The organism is Luteimonas rhizosphaerae (assembly GCF_002849595.1).
In the GTDB taxonomy this organism is placed as follows: Bacteria; Pseudomonadota; Gammaproteobacteria; order Xanthomonadales; family Xanthomonadaceae; genus Luteimonas; species Luteimonas cellulosilyticus.
This window is the reverse complement of the sequence record NZ_NRQR01000014.1, coordinates 1-22,731: the sequence shown is the minus strand read 5'-3', so window position 1 is coordinate 22,731 and position 22,731 is coordinate 1. Positions and strand designations below refer to the sequence as shown.

The following is a 22,731-nucleotide window of genomic DNA, read 5'->3' as shown; positions in this document are numbered from 1 at the left end:
TCACCGCACGCGCGGGGACTCGCGTTTCCGCTCCTTTCGAATGTTGAAGCCAGCCATGAACAGCCAGCACCGCAAATCCCTTCCCGGCACGACGCTCGACTGGTTCGACGCGCGCGAAGCCGTGGACGCCATCCGGCCAGGCGCGTACGCGACGCTGCCGTACAGCTCGCGCGTGTTCGCCGAGAATCTGGTGCGACGCTGCGATCCGGCGACGCTGACCGCCTCGCTGACGCAGCTGGTCGAACGGCGTCGCGACCTGGATTTTCCGTGGTTTCCGGCGCGCGTGGTCTGTCACGACATCCTCGGCCAGACCGCGCTCGTCGACCTGGCGGGCCTGCGCGACGCGATCGCCGACCAGGGCGGCGATCCGGCGAAGGTCAATCCGGTGGTGCCGGTGCAGTTGATCGTCGACCACTCGCTGGCCGTCGAATGCGGCGGCTTCGACCCCGATGCGTTCGTCAAGAACCGCGCGATCGAGGACCGGCGCAATGCGGACCGTTTCCACTTCATCGATTGGACGAAGCAGGCTTTCCGCAACGTCGACGTGATTCCGCCTGGCAACGGGATCATGCACCAGATCAATCTGGAGAAGATGTCGCCGGTGGTCTACACCGAGGATGGCGTGGCATTTCCGGATACCTGCGTGGGGACCGACAGCCACACGCCGCATGTCGATGCGCTGGGCGTGATCGCGATCGGCGTCGGTGGGCTGGAGGCGGAGAGCGTGATGCTGGGTCGCGCCTCGTGGATGCGGTTGCCCGACATCATCGGTGTCGAGCTGACCGGCCGTCCCGCGCCGGGCATCACCGCGACCGATGTCGTTCTCGCGCTGACCGAATTCCTGCGTGCGCAGAAAGTCGTCGGTGCGTTCCTGGAGTTCTACGGCGAAGGCGCGAATGCATTGACGATCGGCGACCGGGCGACTATTTCCAACATGACGCCGGAATTCGGCGCCACGGCGGCGATGTTCTACATCGACCGGCAGACGATCGACTACCTGCGCCTGACCGGCCGCGAGGATGCGCAGATCCAGCTCGTCGAGACCTACGCGAAGACCGCAGGCCTGTGGGCCGACGACCTGGTGACCGCCGAGTACGAGCGCGTGCTGACGTTCGACCTGTCGGGCGTCGTGCGCAACGTCGCGGGGCCGTCGAATCCGCACAAGCGTGTGTCGACCAGCGATCTCGCCGCCAGCGGCATCGCGCGCCCGTGGGAACTGCCCGCCGACGGCGCGATGCCGGATGGCGCGGTGATCATCGCCGCGATCACCAGCTGCACCAATACGTCCAACCCGCGCAACGTGATCGCGGCCGGTCTGCTGGCACGCAATGCGAACCGCGCCGGCCTGACCCGCAAGCCCTGGGTGAAGTCGTCGCTCGCCCCGGGTTCGAAGGCGGTCGAACTCTACCTGCAGGAAGCGCAGTTGCTGTCGGAACTCGAACAGCTCGGCTTCGGCATCGTGGCCTTCGCCTGCACGACCTGCAACGGCATGAGCGGCGCGCTGGATCCGGCGATCGAGAAGGAAGTCATCGACCGCGATCTGTACGCGACCGCGGTGCTGTCGGGCAACCGCAATTTCGACGGGCGTATCCATCCGTATGCGAAGCAGGCGTTCCTCGCGTCGCCGCCGCTGGTGGTGGCCTACGCGATCGCCGGCACGGTGCGCTTCGACATCGAGAAGGACGTGCTGGGTCTGGACCAGGCCGGCAGGCCGGTGACGCTGAAGGATCTGTGGCCGTCCGACGAGGAGATCGACGCGGTGGTCAAGGCCAGCGTCAAGCCCGAGCAGTTCCGCGCGGTCTACGGGCCGATGTTCAAGCTGCACGTGGACACCGGCGAGCGCGTCGCGCCGCTGTACGACTGGCGCGAGATGAGCACCTACATCCGGCGTCCGCCGTACTGGGAAGGCGCGCTGGCCGGCGCGCGCACGCTGACCGGTATGCGGCCGCTCGCGGTGCTGGGCGACAACATCACGACCGACCACCTGTCGCCGTCGAACGCGATCATGGCCAGCAGCGCGGCCGGCGAATACCTCGCGAAGATGGGCGTGCCGGAGGAGGACTTCAATTCCTACGCCACCCATCGCGGCGACCATCTGACCGCGCAGCGCGCGACGTTCGCCAACCCGAAGCTGATCAACGAGATGGCGGTCGTCGACGGCCAGGTGAAGCAGGGCTCGTTGACACGGCTGGAGCCGGAGGGCGAGGTCACCCGCATGTGGGAAGCGATCGAGACGTACATGGCGCGCAAGCAGCCGCTGATCATCGTCGCCGGCGCCGACTACGGCCAGGGCAGCTCGCGCGACTGGGCGGCCAAGGGCGTGCGGCTCGCGGGCGTGGAGGCGATCGTCGCCGAAGGCTTCGAGCGCATCCATCGTACGAACCTGATCGGCATGGGCGTACTGCCGCTGGAGTTCCTGTCCGGCACCACGCGCGCGACGCTCGGCATCGACGGCAGCGAAACCTTCGACGTGATCGGCGAACGCACGCCGGGCGCCACACTGACGCTGCGCATCCACCGCACCGACGGCACCGACCTCACGGTACCGGTGACCTGCCGACTCGACACCGCGGAAGAGCTGTCGATCTATGAGGCGGGTGGCGTGCTGCAGCGCTTCGCGCAGGATTTTCTGGCGGCGGCGCAGGCGGCCTGACGTGAACGCCTCGAAAGAGCCGTTCCTGATGTTCATCGCACGGACACCAGGCGCTGTCATCTCGGAACTGCTGCGGGTCGCGACGGCGGCCGGGTTGGTGTCCCGCTTGGGCGACAGGCTTTTCGATCCTTCCAATTCGCATCAGTCCTTGTCGGACAGGCACGACGACACGCATGCCGAGCTGATGCGAATGATCCAGGTCGGCGACGGGTTGCAGGCGCACGCCTTCGACTTCTCGCTGGATCGCATCGCCAGTGGCGGCCGCGACCGCGTCGATTGGCGTTTCGAGTCGTCGGCAGGCAAGACACCGGAATTTCTCGCGCTTCTGGTCGCCATGCGTGCGGCATTCGCGAACGTGGATGGAATCGAGGATCAGGTACGCCACGCGCCGCATGTCACGTTCGCGTATGGCGCGCCCGCGGCCATCCCGACAGTTCGCTTTCCTGCCGTCTCCTGGCACCTTGCCCGGATCGAGCTGGTGCGCCGCATGCGTGACCCCTACCGCTACGACACGCTTGCAGGCTGGGATCTCCTGCCTCCGACACATCGCGGAGCCGCACAGCCCCCGCTTTTCTGAGAGACGCAGACGCCATGACCCATCGCCCCCAGCTCCGCATTCCCGCCAGCTACATGCGCGGCGGCACGTCGAAAGGTGTGTTCTTCCGTCTCGACGACCTGCCCGTCGAGGCGCAGGCGCCTGGGCCGGCGCGCGACGCCCTGCTGCTGCGTGTGATCGGCTCGCCCGATCCCTATGGCAAACACACCGACGGCATGGGCGGCGCAACCTCGTCGACCAGCAAGTGCGTGATCATCGGGCCCGCGACGGTGCCGGATCACGATGTCGACTATCTCTACGGCCAGGTGTCGATCGACAGCGCCTTCGTCGACTGGAGCGGCAACTGCGGCAACCTCAGTACCGCGGTCGGCCCGTTCGCGATCGCCAACGGTTTCATCGATGCGGCGCGGATTCCGCGCGACGGCACCGTCGCGGTGCGCGTGTGGCAGGCGAACATCGGCAAGACCATCCTCGTGCACGTGCCGGTGGCGGACGGGCAGGTGCAGGAGACCGGCGATTTCGAACTCGACGGCGTGACGTTCCCGGCGGCGGAGATCGTGCTGGAGTTCGTCGATCCCGCCGACGAAGGCGAGGGTGACGGCGGCGGCGCGATGTTCCCGACCGGCCATCTCGTCGACGATCTCGAGGTGCCGGGCGTCGGCACGCTACGCGCGACGCTGATCGATGCCGGCATCCCGACGATCTTCGTCGACGCCGGCTCGATCGGCTACACCGGCAACGAGTTGCAGGACGCGATCAACGGCGACGCCAGGGCGCTTGCGATGTTCGAGACGATCCGCGCGCACGGCGCGGTGCGCATGGGGCTCATCAACGACGTGTCCGAGGCGGCGACGCGGCAGCACACGCCGAAAGTCGCCTTCGTCGCGCCACCGCGCGATCACGTGGTGTCGAGCGGCAAGGCGATCGCGGCCGGCGACATCGATCTGCTGGTGCGCGCGCTGTCGATGGGCAAGCTGCACCACGCGATGATGGGCACAGCGGCGGTGGCGATCGCGACCGCGGCCGCGATCCCGGGCACGCTGGTGAATCTGGCGGCCGGTGGCGGTGCGCGGACCTCGGTGCGGTTCGGCCACCCTTCCGGCACGCTGCGGGTCGGCGCCGAAGCGGTGCAGGTCGACGGCCGCTGGACGGTCGCCAAGGCGATCATGTCGCGCTCGGCGCGCGTGCTGATGGAAGGCGCCGTGCGGGTGCCGACGACCTGACGCGATGCGGCATCGACGCCGCGCGTGCGGGCCGCGCGACGCGTCAGGCCGGCGTGGTGATACCTGGCCCGGTCGAGACGGCTAGAGGATGCCTTCGGCGTCCATCGCGGCGCGGACGCCGGCATCGGCGAGCATGCGGGCGTCGAAGCCCTGCAGATGGTCCAGGCCGCCGAGGTCGAGCTTCAGCTTTTTGGCCCACTGCAAGGTGACGAACAGATACGCATCGGCGATCGACCGCGAACCGGTCAGCCAGTCGCGGCCGGCGAGCTGCGCATCGATGCGCTCGAAATAGCCGCGCACTTTCTGCATGGCATGCTGCCGCGTGCGATCGATCGCAGCCGGATCCTCGAGGTACTTGGTGCTGCCGAACAGCGGGTGGAATGCGGGGTGCAGATCCGCATTGACCAGCGCGAGCCAGCGATTGACCTCGGCGCGGCCGCGTGGCGATCCGTCGCCGCCGAGCGCGGCCTCGGGATACGTGTCGGCGAGATAGTTGAGGATCGCCGCGTTCTGCGTCAGCGGCCAACCGTCGACGACCAGCACCGGCACCGAGCCCGCGGGATTGAGCGCCAGATACTCGGGCGACTTCATCTGCGTGCCGTCCACGATCGTCACGTCGAACGGCGCGCCGATCCACTGCAGCACGATGTGATCGGCCAGCGAGCACGCGCCGGGTTTGGTGTAGAGCTGCATCGGTCGTCTCCCGAACAAGAAGGCGCCACTATGCGGCAGGCCCCGTCACGACGAAACCCGCCACTCGGCGGGTTTCGATGCGACGTGCAGGGACTGGTGGCGTCAGCCGCGATCGCGCACGGCGACCGGCGTGCTCGGGCGCAGCGACTGCACGCGCAGGAAGGTGTGGTCGCCGATCGTCGCCACCTGGGCGGCGTGACGCCAGCTCGGCGCGGCGATCGCGTGCGCGAGGAAATGGCTGGCGCCGGGCACGATCTCGCGCCGCTTGTTCGGCGGCAGCGCCCAGTTGCGCTCCGATTCCAGCGCGACGCTGACGGCCTGCGACCAGGCATCGGTGTTGCCGAGGCGGGTGTTGGGCGACAGGATCGTCGGGGCGAACTGCTTGCGCGCGGTCACGACCTCGCACATCGATTCGCCCCACAGGCCGCTGTCCTGGCGCCGCAGCGCCACTTCGGCGACCGCTTCCTGCCCGCGCACGGACTGGTCGCGGGCTTCCAGGTAGACCGTGGTGCTCAGACAGAGCGAGTCCGCGGCCGGGGGTGGCAGCACGGAGGCCAGCCACATGATCCACTCGAGTTTCATCTGAACTCCTTGCTCCGTTGCGCCGGACCGCACGCCACCGCCCCGAAAACAGGGAACGCAGGCAGCGGCGGAAACCGACATGGCGTATTGGGGAGGGCGGCGACTCTATGGCGCTTTCGCCCGGGCCTCGGAATCCGCAGATGGGCGGTCAGAGGCCGGTGTCCTGCCGAAGGGGGCGGGACGAAGTGGGGGCACGGTATCGGTGCGTTTCCCAATCGAACGTGAATGCGCGGCACTGGCGCCGGCGGCGCAAGTGTGCCTATTCAGGCGGCCACGTCGGATTCACTGCAGCGCGCGGCAGTGCGCCTCAGAGCCTTCACGCGGCATCCAGCGGGTGCCCACACAGTGGTGTATGCGGTGGCCTCGGCGGTTACAGCCGCGCGGCAAGGCGGCTCGCCTGGTCGATGGCGCGTTTCGCATCGAGCTCCGCCGCGACGTCGGCGCCGCCGATCAGATGGACGACGCGATCTGTGGCCCGCACGCCATCGAACAGGTCGCGCCGCGGCTCCTGGCCGGCGCAGACCACGACATGATCGACCGGCAGCAACTGCTCGACGCCGTCGACCGAGATGCGCAGCCCGGCGTCGTCGACGCCGAGGTACGCCACGCCGCCCAGCATCCGCACGCCCTTGTGCTTCAGCGTGCTGCGGTGGATCCAGCCGGTGGTCTTGCCCAGGCGCGCGCCGGGCTTGCCGGGGCTGCGCTGCAGCAGCCACACCTCGCGCGCCGGCCGCGCGGGCGCGGGCGTGGTCAGACCACCGGCCGACTCGAAGCTCGGGTCGACGCCCCATTCGCGCATCCAGGCCTGCGGGTCGAGGCTCGGCGACGGGCCGGCCTCGACAAGGAATTCGCCGACATCGAAGCCGATCCCGCCTGCGCCGATGATCGCCACGCGTGCGCCGGGCACCACCCGGCCCTGCAGCACGTCGAGATAGCTGACGACCTTGGGATGGTCGTGCCCGGGGAAGTCGACCACGCGCGGCGTCACGCCGGTGGCCAGCACGATCTCATCGAACGCCGCCAGCATGTCGACGGTCGCGACGGTCGACAGCCGCAGGTCGACGCCGGTCTCGCGCAGCCGGTGCTGGAAATAGCGCAGCGTCTCGTGGAATTCCTCCTTGCCCGGCACGCGTTTGGCGAGGTTGAACTGCCCGCCGATCTCGTCCGCGGCATCGAACAGCGTGACCGCATGGCCGCGCTGGGCGGCGATCGTCGCGCAGGCCAGACCGGCCGGGCCGGCACCGACCACTGCGATCCGCTTCGCGGCAGCGACCGGCAGGTAATTCAGTTCGGTCTCCGCGCACGCGCGCGGATTGACCAGGCAACTCGCGGTGCGGTTCTGGAACACATGGTCGAGGCAGGCCTGGTTGCAGGCGATGCAGGTGTTGATCGTCTCGCCGCGGCCGGCCCGCGCCTTCGCGACCCATTGCGGATCGGCCAGCAGCGGCCGCGCCATCGACACCATGTCCGCGGCGCCGGAGGCGAGCACGGCTTCGGCGATGTCGGGCATGTTGATGCGGTTGGTCGCGATCAGCGGCAGCGCCACATGCGGCTTCAGTTTCGCGGTGACGCCGGCGAACGCGGCGCGGGGGACCGAGGTGGCGATGGTCGGTACGCGCGCCTCGTGCCAGCCGATTCCCGTGTTGAGCAGGGTCGCGCCGGCGGCTTCGATGGCCCGGGCCTGGGCGACGATGTCGGACCAGTCCGAGCCGTCGGGCACGAGTTCGAGCATCGACAGCCGGTAGACGAGGATGAAATCCGGACCGGTCGCCGCGCGGATGCGCTGCACGATCTCGGTCGCGAAACGCATGCGCTGCGCGAGCGAGCCGCCCCACGCATCCTTGCGCCGGTTGGTGCGCGCGCTGGCGAACTGGTTGATCAGATAGCCTTCGCTGCCCATGACCTCGACGCCGTCGTAGCCCCCGTCACGGGCATGGCGCGCGGCATCGGCATAGGCGGCGATCGTTCGTTCGACGCCGCGGGCCGACAGCGCGCGCGGCGTGAACGGATTGATCGGCGCCTTGAGCTTCGAAGGCGCGACCGACAAGGGGTGGTACGCGTAGCGTCCGGCATGCAGCAGCTGGGCGCAGATCTTCGCATCGTGCGCATGCACGGCATCCGTGACCTGTCGGTGCTTGCGCGCCTCCCACGACCACGACAGCTTGCCGCCGAACGGCTTCAGCCAGCCGGTGATGTTCGGCGCGAACCCGCCGGTGACGATCAGGCCGACGCCGCCCGCAGCGCGCTCGGCAAAATAGGCCGCCAGTTTCGGGAAGTCCGCCGCGCGGTCTTCGAGACCCGTGTGCATGGAGCCCATCAGCACACGGTTGCGCAGCGTGGTGAACCCCAGGTCCAGCGGTGCGAACAGGTGCGGGTAGGGCGGAGCGGTCGCAGCGGGGGAAGGCGCGGACTGGGCGGGCGTCATGGCGGATACGCTGGCGTATGGATCCGGCAGCCTGCCGCGAATCGCGCAGCGTGGCAACACGTCGGCGCTGCTTCGCCGGTGACGCGCGGCACATGACCGGCGACGCGCTGCACCTGCCGCGGCCGCGTACCGCAAGCCGGGAGCGCAGAGGCGCTCCCGGTTCGTGGCATCACCAGCCGGCGACGACCAGCTTGCCGATGGTGCGGCCGGACTCCAGGCGGCGGTGCGCCTCGCGCAGGGTCTCGGCGTTGATCGGCGAGAGCATTTCCGACAGCGTGCCGCGCAGCTTGCCGGCATCGACCAGCGCGGCGACATCCGCGAGGATGCGGCCCTGCTCGCCCATGTTGGCCGTGCGGAAGCGCGACCGCGTGAACATCAGTTCCCAATGGATGCCGATGCACTTGAGCTTGTAGGGGTCGCCGATCTTCAGCGCGCCCGCGGGCTCCACGATCAGGCCCACGTGGCCCTGCGGCGCCAGCAGTTGGCCCAGCACGTCCCAGTAGCGGTCGGTGTCGGCGAAGTTGACGGCGGCATCGACGGTCTCGAAACCGAGCGCCTGCAGCTGCGGCGCCAGCGGCTCGCGATGGTCAATGACGTGATCCGCGCCCATCACGCGGCACCACGCGATCGTTTCCATGCGCGAGGCCGTGGCGATGACGGTGAAGCCGGCGCGCTTGGCGAGCTGGATCGCGATCGAGCCGACGCCGCCGGCGCCGGCGATGACCAGCAGACGCTTGCCGTCGCCGCCGCCATTGATCGCGTACGGCATCCGTTCGAACAGCAGTTCCCATGCGGTCAGCGCGGTCAGCGGCAGCGCCGCGGCCTGCGCGAAGTCCAGCGATTCCGGCTTGCGCGCGGCCAGGCGTGCGTCGATCAGCTGGAATTGCGCGTTGCTGCCGGAGCGGGTGATATCGCCCGCGTAATACACCGCGTCGCCGACCTCGAAGCCGGTGACCTCGCTGCCGATCGTGTCGACGACACCGGCCGCGTCATACCCCAGCACTTTCGGCGTCGACTCGGTCTGCGGCTTCGGCGATCTCACCTTGGTATCGACCGGGTTCACCGACACCGCTTCCACGCGCACGCGCAGGTCGTGCGGGCCGGGGATGGGCAGGTCGAGTTCGACGTCCTGCAGCGATTGCGGATCGTCGATGGGCAGGTAGCGGGTCAGGGCAACGGCTTTCATGGGAATTCCTCGGGTGCAGGGGCGGCGACGTGCGTCGTCGTGCCGGGTGATCAGGGTAAACGGGGGCGGGTGCGGGTGCGGTCACCCTGCGCGATGGCGGCATGGGTGCAACCGCGTATCGCGCGGGAGCGCGGGGATCTCCGCGCGGGCAATCGGGCGCGGGTGCTCATCGTGCAGGGCAGACCTCGACATCGGGCGTGCGTCGCGACGGACGCGCCCACCGGATCGCGACCAGCGCGACGCCGGCGCCGGCCAGTGTCACCAGCGACGCCGCCCAGCTGACGTTCGCGAGTCCGCCGGCGTGCACCAGCACCATGCCACCGAGCCAGGCGCCGAGCGCGTTGCCGAGGTTGAACGCGCCGATGTTGAGGCTCGATGCCAGCGTGCGTCCGGCAGCGCCGGCTTTCTGCAGCACCCACAGCTGCATCGGCGCGACGGTCGCGAATGCCGCGATCCCGAGCAATCCGGTGAACGCGACCATCGCCACGGGCGACCGCATGACGAGGCCGATCGCGGCGAGCACCACCGCCAGCACGCCCAGCGTCACCACCAGCGACCCGGCCGGACGACGGTCCGCCAGGCGTCCGCCGAGCAGGTTGCCCAGGATCATGCCGACGCCGAACACCAGCAGCACGGCCGACACCGCGGTCTCGGGCAGGCGTGTGACCTGCAGCAGGATCGGCTGGATGTAGGTGTAGACGGTAAAGACGCCGGCGAACCCCAGCACCGTCATCGACAGGCCGAGCAGCACCTGGGGCTGCAGCACGGCCCGGATCTCCTGCGACACGCGGCTCGGTGCACGGGTCGCGGTGTCGTTCGGCACCAGGGTCGCGATGATCAGCCGCGCCTCCCAACCCCGCCGGGTGCCCACCACCGCGCCGACGCCGAAGAAGGTCCCGTGCGCCAGCGAGGTCGCCACGCGCGCAGCCATCAGCCAGCCGTAATCGGGCGCCAGTGCACAGGCGAGATTCCCGAGCGTGAACACGACCATCAGACCGACGAGCACCGCCTTGCGCGGCAAGCGGCCGGTCGCGATCGTCAGCAGGGGTGCGCCGACGAAGACGCCGAGCGCGTAGCCCGAGATCAGCAGGCCCGCCGCCGCGATGCTGACCTGGAGGTCGGCGGCGACCTGGGTCAGCAGCCCCATGATCACGAACTCGGTCGTGCCGATGCCGAAGGCGCCGGCGGTCAGTGCGTACAGGGCGAGCGGCATCCGCGCGGAAGTGGCGGCGGGAGCAGGAAGCGCGGGGGGCATGGGCGTGGCCGGAGCGTGGGAGGCCGGCAGTCTGCGGCGGCGCCTGACTTCGATACAGCGCTATGATCCGCAATCACTATCAAGTTTTTTTTGAGAATCGATGGAACGCATCAGCGACATGGCGCTGTTCCTGCGCGTGCTCGATCTGGGATCGATCAGTGCGGCCGCGCGCAGTCTCGATCTGTCGGTCGCCGTCGCCAGCCAGCGGCTGAAGCGGCTCGAGGTGGATCTGGGCGTGCGCCTGCTGCACCGCACGACGCGGCGCCTGCATCCCACACCCGAAGGCCTGATGCTGGCCGAACAGGGACGGCCCCTTCTGGATGAACTCGACACCCTGGCCGCCAGCCTGCGCGAAACCGGCGGCGGCAGCGGAGTGGGGGTACGTTGCGGGTAACGACGTCGGCTTCGGTCGCCAGTACGTGTCGCCGCTGTTGCCGGAATTCCTCGCGCGGCATCCGCAACTGCGCGTCAGCCTCGATCTCGACGACCGGGTGACGGATCTGGTCGGCCGCGGGTACGACCTTGCGATCCGGATCGGTGAACTGGCCGACTCGTCGCTGATCGCGCGTCCCATCGCCCGCAACCTGCGCGCGCTCTGCGCGGCGCCGGCGTATCTCGCCGCGCGTGGCGTTCCCCGGACGCCCGCCGATCTGACTGCGCAAGATGGCGTGCTGCTGTTCGGCAGTCGCGGGCTGCAGGATGTCTGGCATCTGACTGCGCCCGACGGTGTCGTGCACACCGTGCGCATGCAGGGACGGTTCGAAAGCAATCTCGGCGAAGCGCTGCGCGATGCCGCCGTGTCCGGCCTCGGCATCGCGCTGCATTCGCTGTGGCACGTGCATGAGGATCTTCGGGAGGGCCGGCTCGTCGTCGTATTGCCCGATCATGCCTTGCCCGTCAGTGCGATCCATGCCGTGATGCCGCAACGGCGGATGGTGCCGCCACGCGTGCGCGCGCTGGTCGATTTTCTAGGGGAACGGATCGGGGACCCGCCGGTCTGGGAGTTGCGGGAAGGAATGGAGAATGCGCACTCGGCGCCTCAATAATTGCCGGGATCCCGGCGTGGAAAACCCGGAATTTCCGCGGCGGGAACCCCGGTCTCACACGCCGGCCAGTCCTCACGCCGTCGTCAGATCCGGCTCCGCAGACTGCCGCCCAGCAAGTTCCTCGCAATACCTGCGCGCGGATAAACGCTAAGCAATTGTTTTCTTGGCAGCTTTTAACCGTTATGTTAGTGTTAACATCGCCTTCACACAGCTGACTTTAGGCTATGTCTCAAGGCGTTTGCGTTAACGCCTCATTTCGATGCCTCGACGCATTCCCCCTATTTCCACGGAGCTAAACAACATGAACAAAAAACTCCTCTGTGCCGCGCTGCTCGGCGGTCTGGGTCTGGCACACACTGCCAGCGCGCAGGAGTTCGACGACCGCTGGTACCTCACCAGCTCGGCCGGCTTCAATTTCCAGGACGGTGATCGCCGTACGGACGACACCCCGTTTGTCACGCTTGGCATGGGTAAGTTCATCAGCCCCGAGTGGTCCATCGACGGCGAACTGAACTACCAGAACCCGGGCTTCGACAGCTCGATCGAAGGCGCAAACAACGACCTGAACTGGAGCCAGTACGGCGTTTCGGTTGATTTCCGTCGCCACTTCATCTCCGAAGGTCGTGGCTGGAACCCGTACCTGCTGTTCGGCGTCGGCTACCAGCGTTCCGAAGAGGAGTTCGATGCGTTCCCGAGTGCAAACTCGCCGGGTGAGCGCGAGGAAGGCAACTTCGCCGCCAAGGTCGGCGCCGGTCTGCAGACGACCTTCGACAAGCGCGTCGCCGTGCGTGCCGAAATCGCCTACCGCGCCGACTTCGACGACGGCAGCGTTGCCGCGTCGGGTGGCCCGGATTGGGAAGGCTATCCGCACAACCAGGAAGAGAGCTACTTCGGTGACGCGATGGCGTCGGTCGGTGTCGTGATCCCGCTCGGCCCGCCGCCGGTCGCTCCGGCTCCGCCGGCTCCGCCGCCGCCGCCTGCTCCGGCTCCGGCGCCTGCTCCGGCTCCGGCTCCGATCACCATCGATCTGAACGGCGTCAACTTCGACTTCGATCGTTCGACCCTGCGTCCGGATGCGGTTGCGATCCTGAACGAAGCCGTCGAGATCCTGCGTCGTTACCCCGAGCTGCGCGTTGAAGTCGCCGGTCACACCGACTCCGTCGGTACCGACGCCTACAACCAGTCGCTGTCCGCGCGTCGTGCGTCGGCCGTGTATGACTACATGACCAGCAACGGCATCGACGCCAGCCGTCTGGTGGGTCCGACCGGTTACGGCGAGAGCCGTCCGATCGCGCCGAACACCAACTCGGATGGTTCGGACAATCCGGAAGGCCGTGCGCGCAACCGCCGCACCGAGCTGAACGTCCAGAACTGATCCAAGCGGCAGTTGTCATGAAGGAGCCCGGCCTTGTGCCGGGCTTCTTTTTGTCTGGAATTCGTGGATCGCCCGCCAGCGAATCACGCGCAGACGATGAATCGCGAACGTCGCGTGCATTTGCATGCCGAGAACGCTTGTGGGCACCCCGCGCGCTGCATACACTCATGCCCACTCGATGATGTAGGCAAAACCGCATGCGCTTGATGGCGACGATGTTGACTCTGTTGATCCTGCCGGTCGCCGGCCATGCAGCCGATTGCGCGAGTCTGAGCACCCGCGCGGCCACGCCGCTGCAGCCGACGATGCTGTCACCGGTGTCGCCGGAACTCGCCGCGCCGAGCTATCGCCTCGGGACGAGCGCCGTGCTGTCGCGGGCATACGATGAAGCGCAGTCCGCGGAGCAGGTCGTGCTGCGGTTGCAGATCGAGAAGTGCCAGCAGGTGGCGATGGCCACGCCTGCGCAGAGCGCGGTGAATCCCAATGATCCGGCTGCGTACGTCAAGCAGACCGAGTTCGACAACACCCCTTACCGCTTCAACATGACCCAGGGCGGCAAGCGTATGACGGCGGACGATTTCGACGCCTGGCTCAAGTCCAACGGCTACAACGTCGGCAGCCGACGCGTGGACGATGCCGTGCCCGCGACGCCGGAAGCGCAGGTCGAACCCGCCGCGGTGCCGCCGACCGAGTGACGCGCGCCCGCGCGGTCATTCGCGACGGTTGACGATGTCGACGCTGCAGCGCGTTCCTGGCGTTCACCTGCTTTCCCTTCCGTCGTCCGGCCGAGGGCAGCATGGGCGAATGCGGCGATGACGACGTCCCGTGTGCCCCGCCACGGCATCGCCCGTGTGCTGTCGAAACGTGGATTGTGTTCGCGCAGCGAAGCCGAACGCTGGGTCCGCGAGGGCCGCGTCCGCCTCGGCGAACGGCTAGTCACTGATCCCGAATATCCGGTGCTGCTGGACGAGACGCGGATCCGGGTCGCCGGGCTGGAACAGGTGGTGACGGCGCATCGCTATCTGATGCTCAACAAGCCACGCGGCCTGGTCACGACGGCGCGCGACGAGCGCGGCCGTGACACCGTCTATCGCTGTTTCGAAGGCATCGACACCGGGTGGATCGCACCGGTCGGTCGGCTCGACAAGGCCAGCGAAGGCCTGTTGCTCTTCACCAGCGACTCGGCCTGGGCGGCACGCATCGCCGAGCCGGAATCCGGGCCGGCGAAAACCTATCACGTGCAGATCGCCGCCTTGCCGGACGACACCTTGCTCGCGGCACTCCATGCAGGCGTCGAGGACGACGGTCAGCGCCTGCAGGTCGCCTCGGCGCGCGTGCTGCGCAGCGGCGATCGCAATGCGTGGCTGGAAATCGTGCTCGACGAAGGCCGCAACCGGCAGATCCGCCGGCTGCTCGCCGCGTTCGATGTCGAGGTGGTGCGACTGGTCCGGGTCGCGATCGGCAGGCTCGCACTTGGCGATCTGGCGAAAGGCGCGTGGCGCGAACTGACCGATGCCGAGATCAGTCGCCTGGCCGCACCGTCGGTGCACGCCACCGGCTGAGCCGCAAATCCAGCAGGCCGGTCACCACCTGCCGCGCCCTCGGATCCGCCGGGCCGTGGCCATCGTGGCGCGTGCCCTTGCCGTGATTGCATCGTGCGCACGCCAGCGCGAGATTGCGTGCGTCGTCCGGGTCGCCACCGATCCGTGCGCACAGGCCCGCAGCTGCGCGCTTGCCGAACCAGGCACGGGGCACCACGTGTTCCAGCGTCGCGAGCCCGAGTGGCTCCCCGTCATCCCGCACCTGCAGCGCGCTGCGGCAGTGCAGGCAGCGCGTCGTCCAGATGCCATCGGCGAGGGTGGCGAGCGCATCGGTCTGCGCCGCGAGCAGCAACCGCCGTCGCAGCGCGGCGCGCATGGCTCAGGCCTTCAGCACGCCCAGCTCGTGGCCGATGCGCGTGAACGCATCGATCGCGCGGTCCAGGTGTTCGCGTGTGTGCGCGGCGCTGATCTGGGTGCGGATCCTCGCCTGCTCCTTCGCGACGACCGGGAAGAAGAAGCCGATCGCGTAGATGCCTTCCTCGAGCAGGCGCTCGGCGAAGCGCTGCGCGAGCTTGGCGTCGTAGAGCATCACCGGGCTGATCGGATGCACGCCGGGGCGCACGTCGAAACCGGCGGCCGTCATCCTCTCGCGGAAGTAGCGGGTGTTCTCGACCAGCTGCGCACGCAGATCCCCTGCGGCATCGAGCATCTCGAACGCCTTGATGCCGGCCGCGACCACATGCGGCGGCAGCGAGTTCGAGAACAGATACGGGCGCGAGCGCTGGCGCAGCAACTCGATGACTTCGCGCTTGGCCGTCGTGAAGCCGCCGAGCGCGCCCCCCATCGCCTTGCCCAGCGTGCCGGTGACGATGTCGATCTTTTCCAGCACACCCTTCACTTCCGCTGAGCCGCGGCCGGTGTCGCCGAGGAAGCCGGTCGCGTGGCATTCGTCGATGTGGACCAGCGCGTCGTACTGCGCGGCCAGCGCGGTGATCTCGTCGAGCGGCGCGATGAAGCCGTCCATCGAGAACACGCCGTCGGTCGAGATCAGGATGGTGCGGGCACCGTCCGCGCGCGCCTGCTGCAGCTGTTTTTCCAGATCCGCCATGTCGCAGTTGGCGTAGCGGTAGCGCTTGGCCTTGCACAGGCGGATGCCGTCGATGATCGAGGCGTGGTTGAGCGCGTCGGAGATGATCGCGTCCTCTTCGCCGAGCAGCGGCTCGTACAGGCCACCGTTCGCATCGAAGCACGCGGCGTAGAGGATGGTGTCCTCCTTGCCGAAGAAGTCCGCGATGGTCTGCTCGAGCTGCTTGTGCAGATCCTGCGTGCCGCAGATGAAGCGCACCGAGGCCATGCCGAAGCCGTGCGTGTCCAGTGCGTCCTTGGCTGCGGCGATGATGTCCGGATGGTCGGCCAGGCCCAGATAGTTGTTGGCGCAGAAGTTCAGCACCGTGCGGCCGTCTTCGAGCGTGATCTCGGCCGACTGGGGACCAGTGATCACGCGCTCGGCCTTGAACAGGCCCGCGTCACGGATTTCGTCGAGGGTGTCCGCGTAGCGCTGGGTCAGGTCCATGACAGCACCACCTTGCCCGACTTGCCCGTCTCCATCAGATCGAAACCCTTCTGGAATTCGTCGATCGGCAACTGGTGGCTGAGCACCTTGCCGAGCGGAAAGCCCGACAGGACGAGCTGGGTCATCTTGTACCAGGTCTCGTACATCTTCCGGCCGTAGATGCCCTGTACGGTGAGTCCCTTGAAGATGATGCGGTCCCAGTCGATGCCGGCGCCCTTCGGGAGGATGCCGAGCAGCGCGACCTTGCCGCCGTGGTACATGCAGTCGAGCATGTCGTTGAAGGCGTGCGGATTGCCGCTCATCTCCAGGCCCACGTCGAAGCCCTCCATGTGCAGGTCCTTCATGACGTCCTTCAGCGACGTGTTGGACACGTTGACCACGCGTGTCGCGCCCATGTCGGCGGCCAGCTTCAGACGGTAGTCGTTGACGTCCGTGACCACCACGTTGCGCGCGCCGATGTGCTTGCAGATGCCGGCGGCCATGACCCCGATCGGGCCGGCGCCGGTGATCAGCACGTCCTCGCCGACGACGTCGAACTCCAGCGCGCAGTGCGCGGCGTTGCCGTAGGGGTCGAAGAACGCGGCGAGTTCGCTCGGAATCTGGTCCGGGATCGGCCACAGGTTGCTGGCCGGCATCGCGATGTATTCGGCGAACGCGCCGTCGCGGCTGACGCCGATGCCGACGGTGTTCGGGCACAGGTGCGGCCTGCCGGCGCGGCAATTGCGGCAATGGCCGCAGACCAGATGGCCTTCCGCCGACACGCGCTGGCCGACGGTGTAGCCGGTGACCGCCGAGCCGAGCTCGACGATCCGGCCGACGAACTCGTGGCCGATGACCAGGCCGGGCTTGATCGTGCGCTGGCTCCACTCGTCCCACAGGTAGATGTGCAGGTCGGTGCCGCAGATCGCGGTCTTCTCGAGCTTGATCAGCACGTCGTTCGGACCGGGGGTCGGGATGGGACGTTCCTCCATCCAGATGCCCTTGCCCGCTTCGCGCTTGACCAGCGCCTTCATCGTGGAAGCCATCGTGTAACCGCCTGCAATCGCGCTGAAATGAAGCCGCCGATTATACGCGTCGGCCCGTCCGCGCCCGTGCTGCACCTGCAGCGTGACGGCGCGGCCGGCGCCCGGGTTTGGCCGGCAACGCCCTGCAGTGGCTAGACTTGCGGGTCCCCGGACACCGACAGGACTTCCGATGCGCCATCCGTTTCTCGCTGCGACGCTGCTGGGCGTCTTCCTCAGTAGTGCACACCAGGCCGACGCGGGCGAGGGCATGTGGGTGCCGCAACAGCTGCCGGACATCGCCCCGGCGCTGCGCAAGGCCGGCCTGCGGCTGGATCCGGCCCAGTTGGCCGACCTGACCGGCGACCCGCTGGGCGCGGTGGTGTCGCTGGGCGGCTGCACGGCGAGTTTCGTCTCCCCGCAGGGCCTGGTGCTGACCAACCATCACTGCGCGTATGGCGCGATCCAGCTGAACTCGACGCCCGAGAACAACCTGATGCGCGACGGGTTCAATGCCGCGGCGCTCGGCGACGAGATCTCGGCCGGCCCGAATGCGCGCATCTACGCGCTCGACAGCATCCAGGACGTCACCGCCGAGGTCCAGGCAGCGATCGCCGCCGCGCCCGATGCGCTGGGTCGCACGACGGCGCTCGACGACATCGAGAAGACCCTGGTCGCGCGCTGCGAGGCGACGCCCGGCTACCGCTGCCGCCTGTACAGCTTCCTCGGCGGCAACAGCTACCGCCTGTTCCGCAACCTGGAAATCCGCGACGTGCGCCTGGTCTACGCGCCGGCCGGCGGCATCGGCAGCTTCGGCGGCGATGTCGACAACTGGATGTGGCCGCGTCACACCGGCGACTTCGCGTTCTATCGCGCCTATGTCGGCCCTGACGGCCGTCCGGCCGAATACGCCGAGGCCAATATCCCCTACACACCGCAGCGCTTCCTGCGCATCGCCGACAAGCCGCTGCGCGAGGACGATTTCGTCATGGTCGCGGGCTACCCGGGCCGGACCAGCCGCTATGCCTTCGCCGACGAGTTCAACGAAACCATCAGCTGGCGCTACCCGCAGATCGGCCTGCATTACCGCGCGCTGATCGATCTGGTCGAAGCGCGTGGCAAGACGGATCCCGAGATCGAGGTCCGCTACGCCAGCGCGGTGCGCGGCTGGCAGAACACGCTGAAGAACTACGATGGCCAGTTGCAGGGCTTCACCCGCATCGGCGCGCTGGAGACCAAGCAGCGCGAAGAGGCCGCGGTCCTCGCGTGGTTGCGCGGGCAGGGCGCCGAGGGCCAGGCCGCGCTCGATGCGCACGCGAAGATCGCCGCGCTCGATGCGCAGGCGCGCGGCACGCGCGATCGCGACCTGGTGATGAGCCTGCTCGACAACAGCGGGCTGCTGTCGACCGCGACGCGGCTCTACCGGCTGGCGCTGGAGAAGGAGAAGCCCGACGCGATGCGCGAACAGGGGTTCCAGCAGCGCGACCTGCCCACCATCGAAGGCGGCCTCAAGCAGATGGACCGCCGCTATGTGCCGGCGATGGATCGCGAGATCACCCGCTACGCCCTGCTGCAGTACCTGCAGCTGCCGCAGGCGCAGCGCATCGCGGCGCTCGACACCTGGCTCGGCGGCAACGACCCGGCTGCGGTGGAGCGCGCGCTCGACCGTTTGGAGCGCAGCGAACTGGGCGACAGCGACGCGCGCCTGAACTGGTTCGCCGCCGATCGCACCGCGTTCGACCGCAGTCGCGATCCGGCGCTGCAGTACGCGGTGGCGATGACCCCGAGCCTGTTGCAGATCGAACTGGCCGGCAAGGCGCGCGGCGGTGATCTGCTGGCGCTGCGCCCGACCTTCCTGCAGGCGGTCGCCGACTATCGCCAGAGCCAGGGCAGCGCCGTCTATCCGGACGCGAATTCCTCGCTCCGCATCACCTTCGGCAACGTCATGGGCTACACCAACCTGGCGGGCGAGAAGCAGGTTCCGTTCACCCGGCTGGAGGAGATCACGGCGAAGGCGACCGGCGCCGAACCCTTCGACGCGCCGAAGGTGCAGCTCGACGCGATCGCCGCGAAGCGTCACGGCGGCCTGGCGGATCGTCGCCTGCGCACCGTGCCGGTGAATTTCCTGTCCGACCTCGACGTGACCGGCGGTAACTCGGGTTCGCCGGTGCTCGACAGCGAAGGCAAGCTGACCGGCCTGCTGTTCGACATGACGTGGGAAGCGGTGGTTTCGAACTGGGTGTTCGACCCGGCGATGACGCGCACGATCTCGGTCGACCAGCGCTACATCCGCTGGGTCATGCAGGAAGTCGATCCCGCGCCGCGCCTGTTGCAGGAAATGGGCGTGCCGCCGCGGCGCTGAGCGGTCCTGGTCGCGACGCGGGCGGGTCTGGCTCGCGCGAGCGTCCGAGGACGCCGGGCGTTCGGCCGGGTCACCCGTCGCGCGCGCTGTCCCGCGCGCCGCCCGGACCGCCTTCGCTAGACTGTCGATCCCCGAGATCCGGAACCCGCGCATGAGAATCCTGCTTGCCCGCCATGGCGAAACGCCTTGGAACGCCGAAGGCCGCTACCAGGGGCAGGAGGACATTCCGTTGTCGCCGGTCGGCGAACGGCAGGCGACGCTGCTCGGTGCGCGACTGGCCGGGGTGCGGATCGATCGCGCGGTCGCCTCGCCGCTGTCGCGTGCCGACCGGACCGCGCGGCTGGCGCTCGGCGCCGATCGCGAAGCGATGCTCCGGACCGATGCCGGCCTTGCGGAAATCGCCCACGGCACCTGGGAAGGCCTGCTCGCCAGCGAGATCCGCGAACGCGATCCCGAACGCCTGGCCGCGTGGCGCGATGCGCCCGACAGCGTGCAGATGCCCGGCGGTGAATCGCTGCAACAGGTGTTCGACCGTGCCTGGCCCGCCTTCGTCGCCGCGCTCGACGTCCTCGGTCCGGACGACACTGCGCTGATCGTGGCCCACGACGCGGTCAACCGCGTGATCCTGTGCCGCATCCTCGGCATTCCGTTCTCGAAGCTGTGGACCTTCCGCCAGGCGCCGACCACGTTGAACCTGCTCGAAGGCGTGGACGCCGATCATCTCGACGTGGTGCGGCTCAACGACTGCGCGCACCACACCGCGTTCTTCGGCGAGGCCGTGCATCGGGCGTTATGAACTCGCTGACTCTCAATCGGCTGCGGAATGTGGTCTTGCTGCTGGGCATGAGCGCAGGGTTCTCATGTCATGCGGGAGCGGGGGAGTTCGTGAACCCGTCCTACGCGTGCGGCGCGTTCCCGGTTGTCCCTGCGTCATCGAGCGCGGACGGGCCACAGGCTGGTCAATCCGCGAGTGTGGAGATCGCGCTCGATGCCGACGGGCGCATCATCGAGTCCGCGATCGCGACACCGAGTGGATCCCCGGTGCTCGATGCTGCCGTCCTGGACGCCGTAAGGACGTGGCGATTCGCGCCAGCCTCGCATCACGGCAAGCACGTGCCAAGTCGTCCACAGTATCTGTTCTCCCTCGACGAGGCGGGTGCAATCCGCGCCGAATGGATGACGCCGACAGGCGGATACGTGGTTGCAGTGGCGCAACGCATTTGTGGGTCGTCGCGCGATGGGACATGACGCGCACCATGCGGCGGGCTCCGCGCTCGAGACCTGGCTCGCGCGCATCGAAGCGCGCCACCCGACCGAAATCGAGATGGGTGTCGACCGCGTCGGCGCGGTCTACGCGCGCCTGGGCTGCGGGCGTCCGGCCGCGCAGGTGGTCACCATCGGCGGCACCAACGGCAAGGGCTCCACGGTCGCCTTCGTCGAGGCGATCGCGCGCGCCGCGGGCTGGCGGGTCGGCGCCTACACCTCGCCGCATCTGCTGGCCTACAACGAGCGCGGCCGCATCGACGGCGTGGACGTCGACGATGCCGCGCTGGTCGAGGCCTTCGAGGCCGTCGAGACCGCGCGCGGCGACACGCCGCTGACCTATTTCGAGACCGGCACGCTGGCCGCGCTGTGGCTGTTCGCGCGTGCGGGACTGGGCCTCGCGATCCTCGAAGTCGGCCTCGGCGGGCGCCTCGACGCGGTCAACATCGTCGATCCGGACGTCGCGGTCATCACCACCGTCGATCTCGATCACCAGGACTGGCTCGGCGACGATGTCGAAACGATCGGCCTGGAGAAGGCCGGCATCGCCCGCGCCTGGAAGCCGCTGGTGCTCGGCGACACCGACCCGCCCGCGAGCGTGCTGCGGCATGCCTACCGCATCGGCGCGGTGGCGATCCGCGGCGGCAGCGATTTCCTCTACGCACCGGCGGACGAAGGCCGCTGGACCTGGCGCGAGGTCGGCTACGAGGTGGAACTGCCGGTGCCGACGCTGGCCGCGCCGGTGCAGCTGCGCAATGCCGCCGTCGCCATCGCGGCGCTGCGGGCACTGGACGGCGACATCCCGGTCGAGGCGATGGCCGCAGGCCTGCAGGCCGCCGCGCCGCGGGCCCGGCTGCAGCGTTTCGAACGCGACGGCGTCGAGGTTCTGGTCGATGTCGCCCACAACCCGCAGGCGGCCCGGGCACTGGCCGACTGGCTGGTTGCGGCGCCGGCGTCGGGCCAGGTGCACGCGGTCTATGCGGCGCTCGCCGACAAGGACGCGGCCGGCGTGGTCGCGGCGCTGGCGCCGCACGTCGCCCACTGGTGGCTGGCGGGTCTGGAGGGCGCCGGTCCGCGGGGCCAGGACGCGGCCGCGTTGCAGGCGCGTCTGGCCGGCACCGCTGCGGCGCAGGGAAGGCGGCATGGCGACGTCGCCTCCGCGCTGGCCGCGGCGCGGGCGGCGGCCGTCCCCGGCGACCGCGTGCTCGTGTTCGGCTCATTCCACACCGCGGCCGCGGCACTCGCGCAGTTGCGGAGTGGGCGTTAAGAAGCGCGGCCGGAGGCCGGCGTATAATTCGCGCGGCTTCCATCCGCCCGGATCCCCATGACTTCTGCGTTGAAACAGCGCCTGATCGGCGCCGCGGTGCTGATCGCGATCGCCGTGATTTTCCTGCCGATGCTGGTCAAGGGCCCGGCGCCCGCGAGCGGATTGCCCGACATGTCGATGGACGTGCCGGACGCGCCGGAAGGGGCCTACCGCACCGTCGATCTGCCGCTGGTCGCACCGGCGCCCGCGCCTGCGGGCAGCGTGCTCGGCGGCGGAGCGCCGACGCCCGTGGCCGACCCCGCGCCGCAGGCGGATGACGGCGCGTTGCCGACCGTCGATGCCGGAGCGAATGCGGGCCGCGAGGCGTTGCCGCCGACGACCGCCGGCGGCGATTACGCCGTGCACTACGGCGCCTTCGCCAGCGACGCGGATGCGAAGGCGATCCTGCGCCAGCTCGGCGGCGCAGGCCTGACCGGTTACAGCGAGGCGTTCACGCTCAACGGCAAGCCGGCGCACCGGGTGCGTCTGGGTCCCTACGCCAGCCGCGCCGAAGCCGAAACCGTCCGCGTGCGCGCGGCGCAGGTCCGCAGTGACGTGAGCCCGCGCGTCGTCGCGCTCGATGCCGGCGCCACGCCGGCGCGCACGGACACCGCAACGGCGGCAGCCGTGCCGACCCAGGCCGCGGCGACGCCTGCGCCTGCGCCGCCCCCCGCCGAGACGCCGCGACCGG

At 68.8% G+C, this 22,731-nt stretch carries 19 protein-coding genes and 1 pseudogene; 12 read left to right on the top strand and 8 right to left on the bottom strand.

Going from position 1 to position 22,731, the window contains the following annotated elements; translation table 11 throughout:
• The first annotated feature begins 55 nt into the window (after positions 1–55).
• The 3 genes from acnD to prpF are packed head-to-tail and all read left to right on the top strand — an operon-like array spanning position 56 to position 4,432.
• On the top strand, positions 56–2,653 hold the full coding sequence (gene acnD, locus CJ022_RS07280; RefSeq protein WP_101926005.1) for a Fe/S-dependent 2-methylisocitrate dehydratase AcnD: 2,598 nt from the start codon (positions 56–58) through the stop codon (positions 2,651–2,653).
• 1 nt (position 2,654) lies between these two features.
• Entirely contained in the window at positions 2,655–3,230 is a 576-nt protein-coding gene (locus CJ022_RS07275; protein WP_101926004.1) for a 2'-5' RNA ligase family protein, read from the top strand.
• 14 nt (positions 3,231–3,244) lie between these two features.
• Positions 3,245–4,432 carry a 2-methylaconitate cis-trans isomerase PrpF gene (prpF, locus tag CJ022_RS07270; RefSeq protein ID WP_101926003.1) on the top strand — a complete coding sequence of 396 codons (1,188 nt, stop codon included), beginning with the start codon at positions 3,245–3,247 and terminating at the stop codon, positions 4,430–4,432.
• Positions 4,433–4,513: 81 nt separating this feature from the next.
• Here the strand turns inward: prpF and CJ022_RS07265 are convergent, their stop codons facing one another.
• The 5 genes from CJ022_RS07265 to CJ022_RS07245 all read right to left on the bottom strand — a co-directional run bounded on the left by CJ022_RS07265 (position 4,514) and on the right by CJ022_RS07245 (position 10,573).
• Positions 4,514–5,125, bottom strand: coding sequence for a glutathione S-transferase family protein (locus CJ022_RS07265; protein WP_101926002.1), 612 nt, complete (start codon positions 5,123–5,125; stop codon positions 4,514–4,516).
• Between the two features lie 102 nt (positions 5,126–5,227).
• Positions 5,228–5,707: a cell wall hydrolase gene (locus tag CJ022_RS07260; RefSeq protein WP_101926001.1), complete on the bottom strand. Its 480-nt coding sequence runs from the start codon at positions 5,705–5,707 to the stop codon at positions 5,228–5,230.
• Positions 5,708–6,077: 370 nt separating this feature from the next.
• Complete coding sequence (locus CJ022_RS07255; RefSeq protein WP_101926000.1) at positions 6,078–8,132, bottom strand: NADPH-dependent 2,4-dienoyl-CoA reductase; 2,055 nt, start codon at positions 8,130–8,132, stop codon at positions 6,078–6,080.
• 169 nt (positions 8,133–8,301) lie between these two features.
• Positions 8,302–9,318 (bottom strand): zinc-binding alcohol dehydrogenase family protein, encoded by a 1,017-nt coding sequence (locus tag CJ022_RS07250; protein ID WP_101925999.1) that lies wholly within the window; start codon positions 9,316–9,318, stop codon positions 8,302–8,304.
• Positions 9,319–9,484: 166 nt separating this feature from the next.
• Positions 9,485–10,573 carry an MFS transporter gene (locus tag CJ022_RS07245; protein ID WP_101925998.1) on the bottom strand — a complete coding sequence of 363 codons (1,089 nt, stop codon included), beginning with the start codon at positions 10,571–10,573 and terminating at the stop codon, positions 9,485–9,487.
• Positions 10,574–10,673: 100 nt separating this feature from the next.
• Between CJ022_RS07245 and CJ022_RS07240 the strand changes: the two are divergent.
• The 4 genes and pseudogenes from CJ022_RS07240 (at position 10,674) to CJ022_RS07225 (ending at position 14,556) form a co-directional block, all read left to right on the top strand.
• A pseudogene (locus tag CJ022_RS07240) lies at positions 10,674–11,619 on the top strand (LysR family transcriptional regulator).
• A gap of 301 nt (positions 11,620–11,920) precedes the next feature.
• A complete protein-coding gene (locus CJ022_RS07235) occupies positions 11,921–12,994 on the top strand; it encodes an OmpA family protein (RefSeq protein WP_101925997.1) in 1,074 nt (357 codons plus the stop codon).
• A 215-nt stretch (positions 12,995–13,209) separates the two neighbouring features.
• A complete protein-coding gene (locus CJ022_RS07230; protein ID WP_143703905.1) occupies positions 13,210–13,689 on the top strand; it encodes a hypothetical protein in 480 nt (159 codons plus the stop codon).
• 117 nt (positions 13,690–13,806) lie between these two features.
• Positions 13,807–14,556 (top strand): pseudouridine synthase, encoded by a 750-nt coding sequence (locus CJ022_RS07225; RefSeq protein ID WP_101925995.1) that lies wholly within the window; start codon positions 13,807–13,809, stop codon positions 14,554–14,556.
• Here the strand turns inward: CJ022_RS07225 and CJ022_RS07220 are convergent.
• The 3 genes from CJ022_RS07220 to tdh are packed head-to-tail and all read right to left on the bottom strand — an operon-like array spanning position 14,516 to position 17,133.
• Complete coding sequence (locus CJ022_RS07220) at positions 14,516–14,911, bottom strand: HNH endonuclease (RefSeq protein ID WP_101925994.1); 396 nt, start codon at positions 14,909–14,911, stop codon at positions 14,516–14,518. The two genes, CJ022_RS07225 and CJ022_RS07220, sit on opposite strands and share 41 nt — an antisense overlap.
• Before the next feature lie 3 nt (positions 14,912–14,914).
• Positions 14,915–16,108 (bottom strand): glycine C-acetyltransferase, encoded by a 1,194-nt coding sequence (kbl, locus tag CJ022_RS07215; protein WP_101925993.1) that lies wholly within the window; start codon positions 16,106–16,108, stop codon positions 14,915–14,917.
• On the bottom strand, positions 16,099–17,133 hold the full coding sequence (gene tdh / locus CJ022_RS07210) for an L-threonine 3-dehydrogenase (RefSeq protein ID WP_199171444.1): 1,035 nt from the start codon (positions 17,131–17,133) through the stop codon (positions 16,099–16,101). The genes kbl and tdh overlap by 10 nt, the downstream gene beginning before the upstream one ends.
• A gap of 247 nt (positions 17,134–17,380) precedes the next feature.
• On the opposite strand from tdh, the gene CJ022_RS07205 reads away from it, so the two are divergent.
• From CJ022_RS07205 to CJ022_RS07185, 5 genes are all read left to right on the top strand, one after another.
• Positions 17,381–19,471: a S46 family peptidase gene (locus CJ022_RS07205; RefSeq protein ID WP_101926041.1), complete on the top strand. Its 2,091-nt coding sequence runs from the start codon at positions 17,381–17,383 to the stop codon at positions 19,469–19,471.
• A 151-nt stretch (positions 19,472–19,622) separates the two neighbouring features.
• Complete coding sequence (locus tag CJ022_RS07200; protein ID WP_101925991.1) at positions 19,623–20,267, top strand: histidine phosphatase family protein; 645 nt, start codon at positions 19,623–19,625, stop codon at positions 20,265–20,267.
• Complete coding sequence (locus CJ022_RS07195; RefSeq protein ID WP_101925990.1) at positions 20,264–20,719, top strand: energy transducer TonB; 456 nt, start codon at positions 20,264–20,266, stop codon at positions 20,717–20,719. The genes CJ022_RS07200 and CJ022_RS07195 overlap by 4 nt, the downstream gene beginning before the upstream one ends.
• Positions 20,709–22,001, top strand: coding sequence for a bifunctional tetrahydrofolate synthase/dihydrofolate synthase (folC, locus tag CJ022_RS07190; RefSeq protein WP_101925989.1), 1,293 nt, complete (start codon positions 20,709–20,711; stop codon positions 21,999–22,001). The genes CJ022_RS07195 and folC overlap by 11 nt, the downstream gene beginning before the upstream one ends.
• Positions 22,002–22,058: 57 nt before the next feature.
• Positions 22,059–22,731 (top strand): SPOR domain-containing protein (locus CJ022_RS07185; RefSeq protein WP_199171442.1); only part of this gene is annotated, 673 nt, incomplete at its 3' end.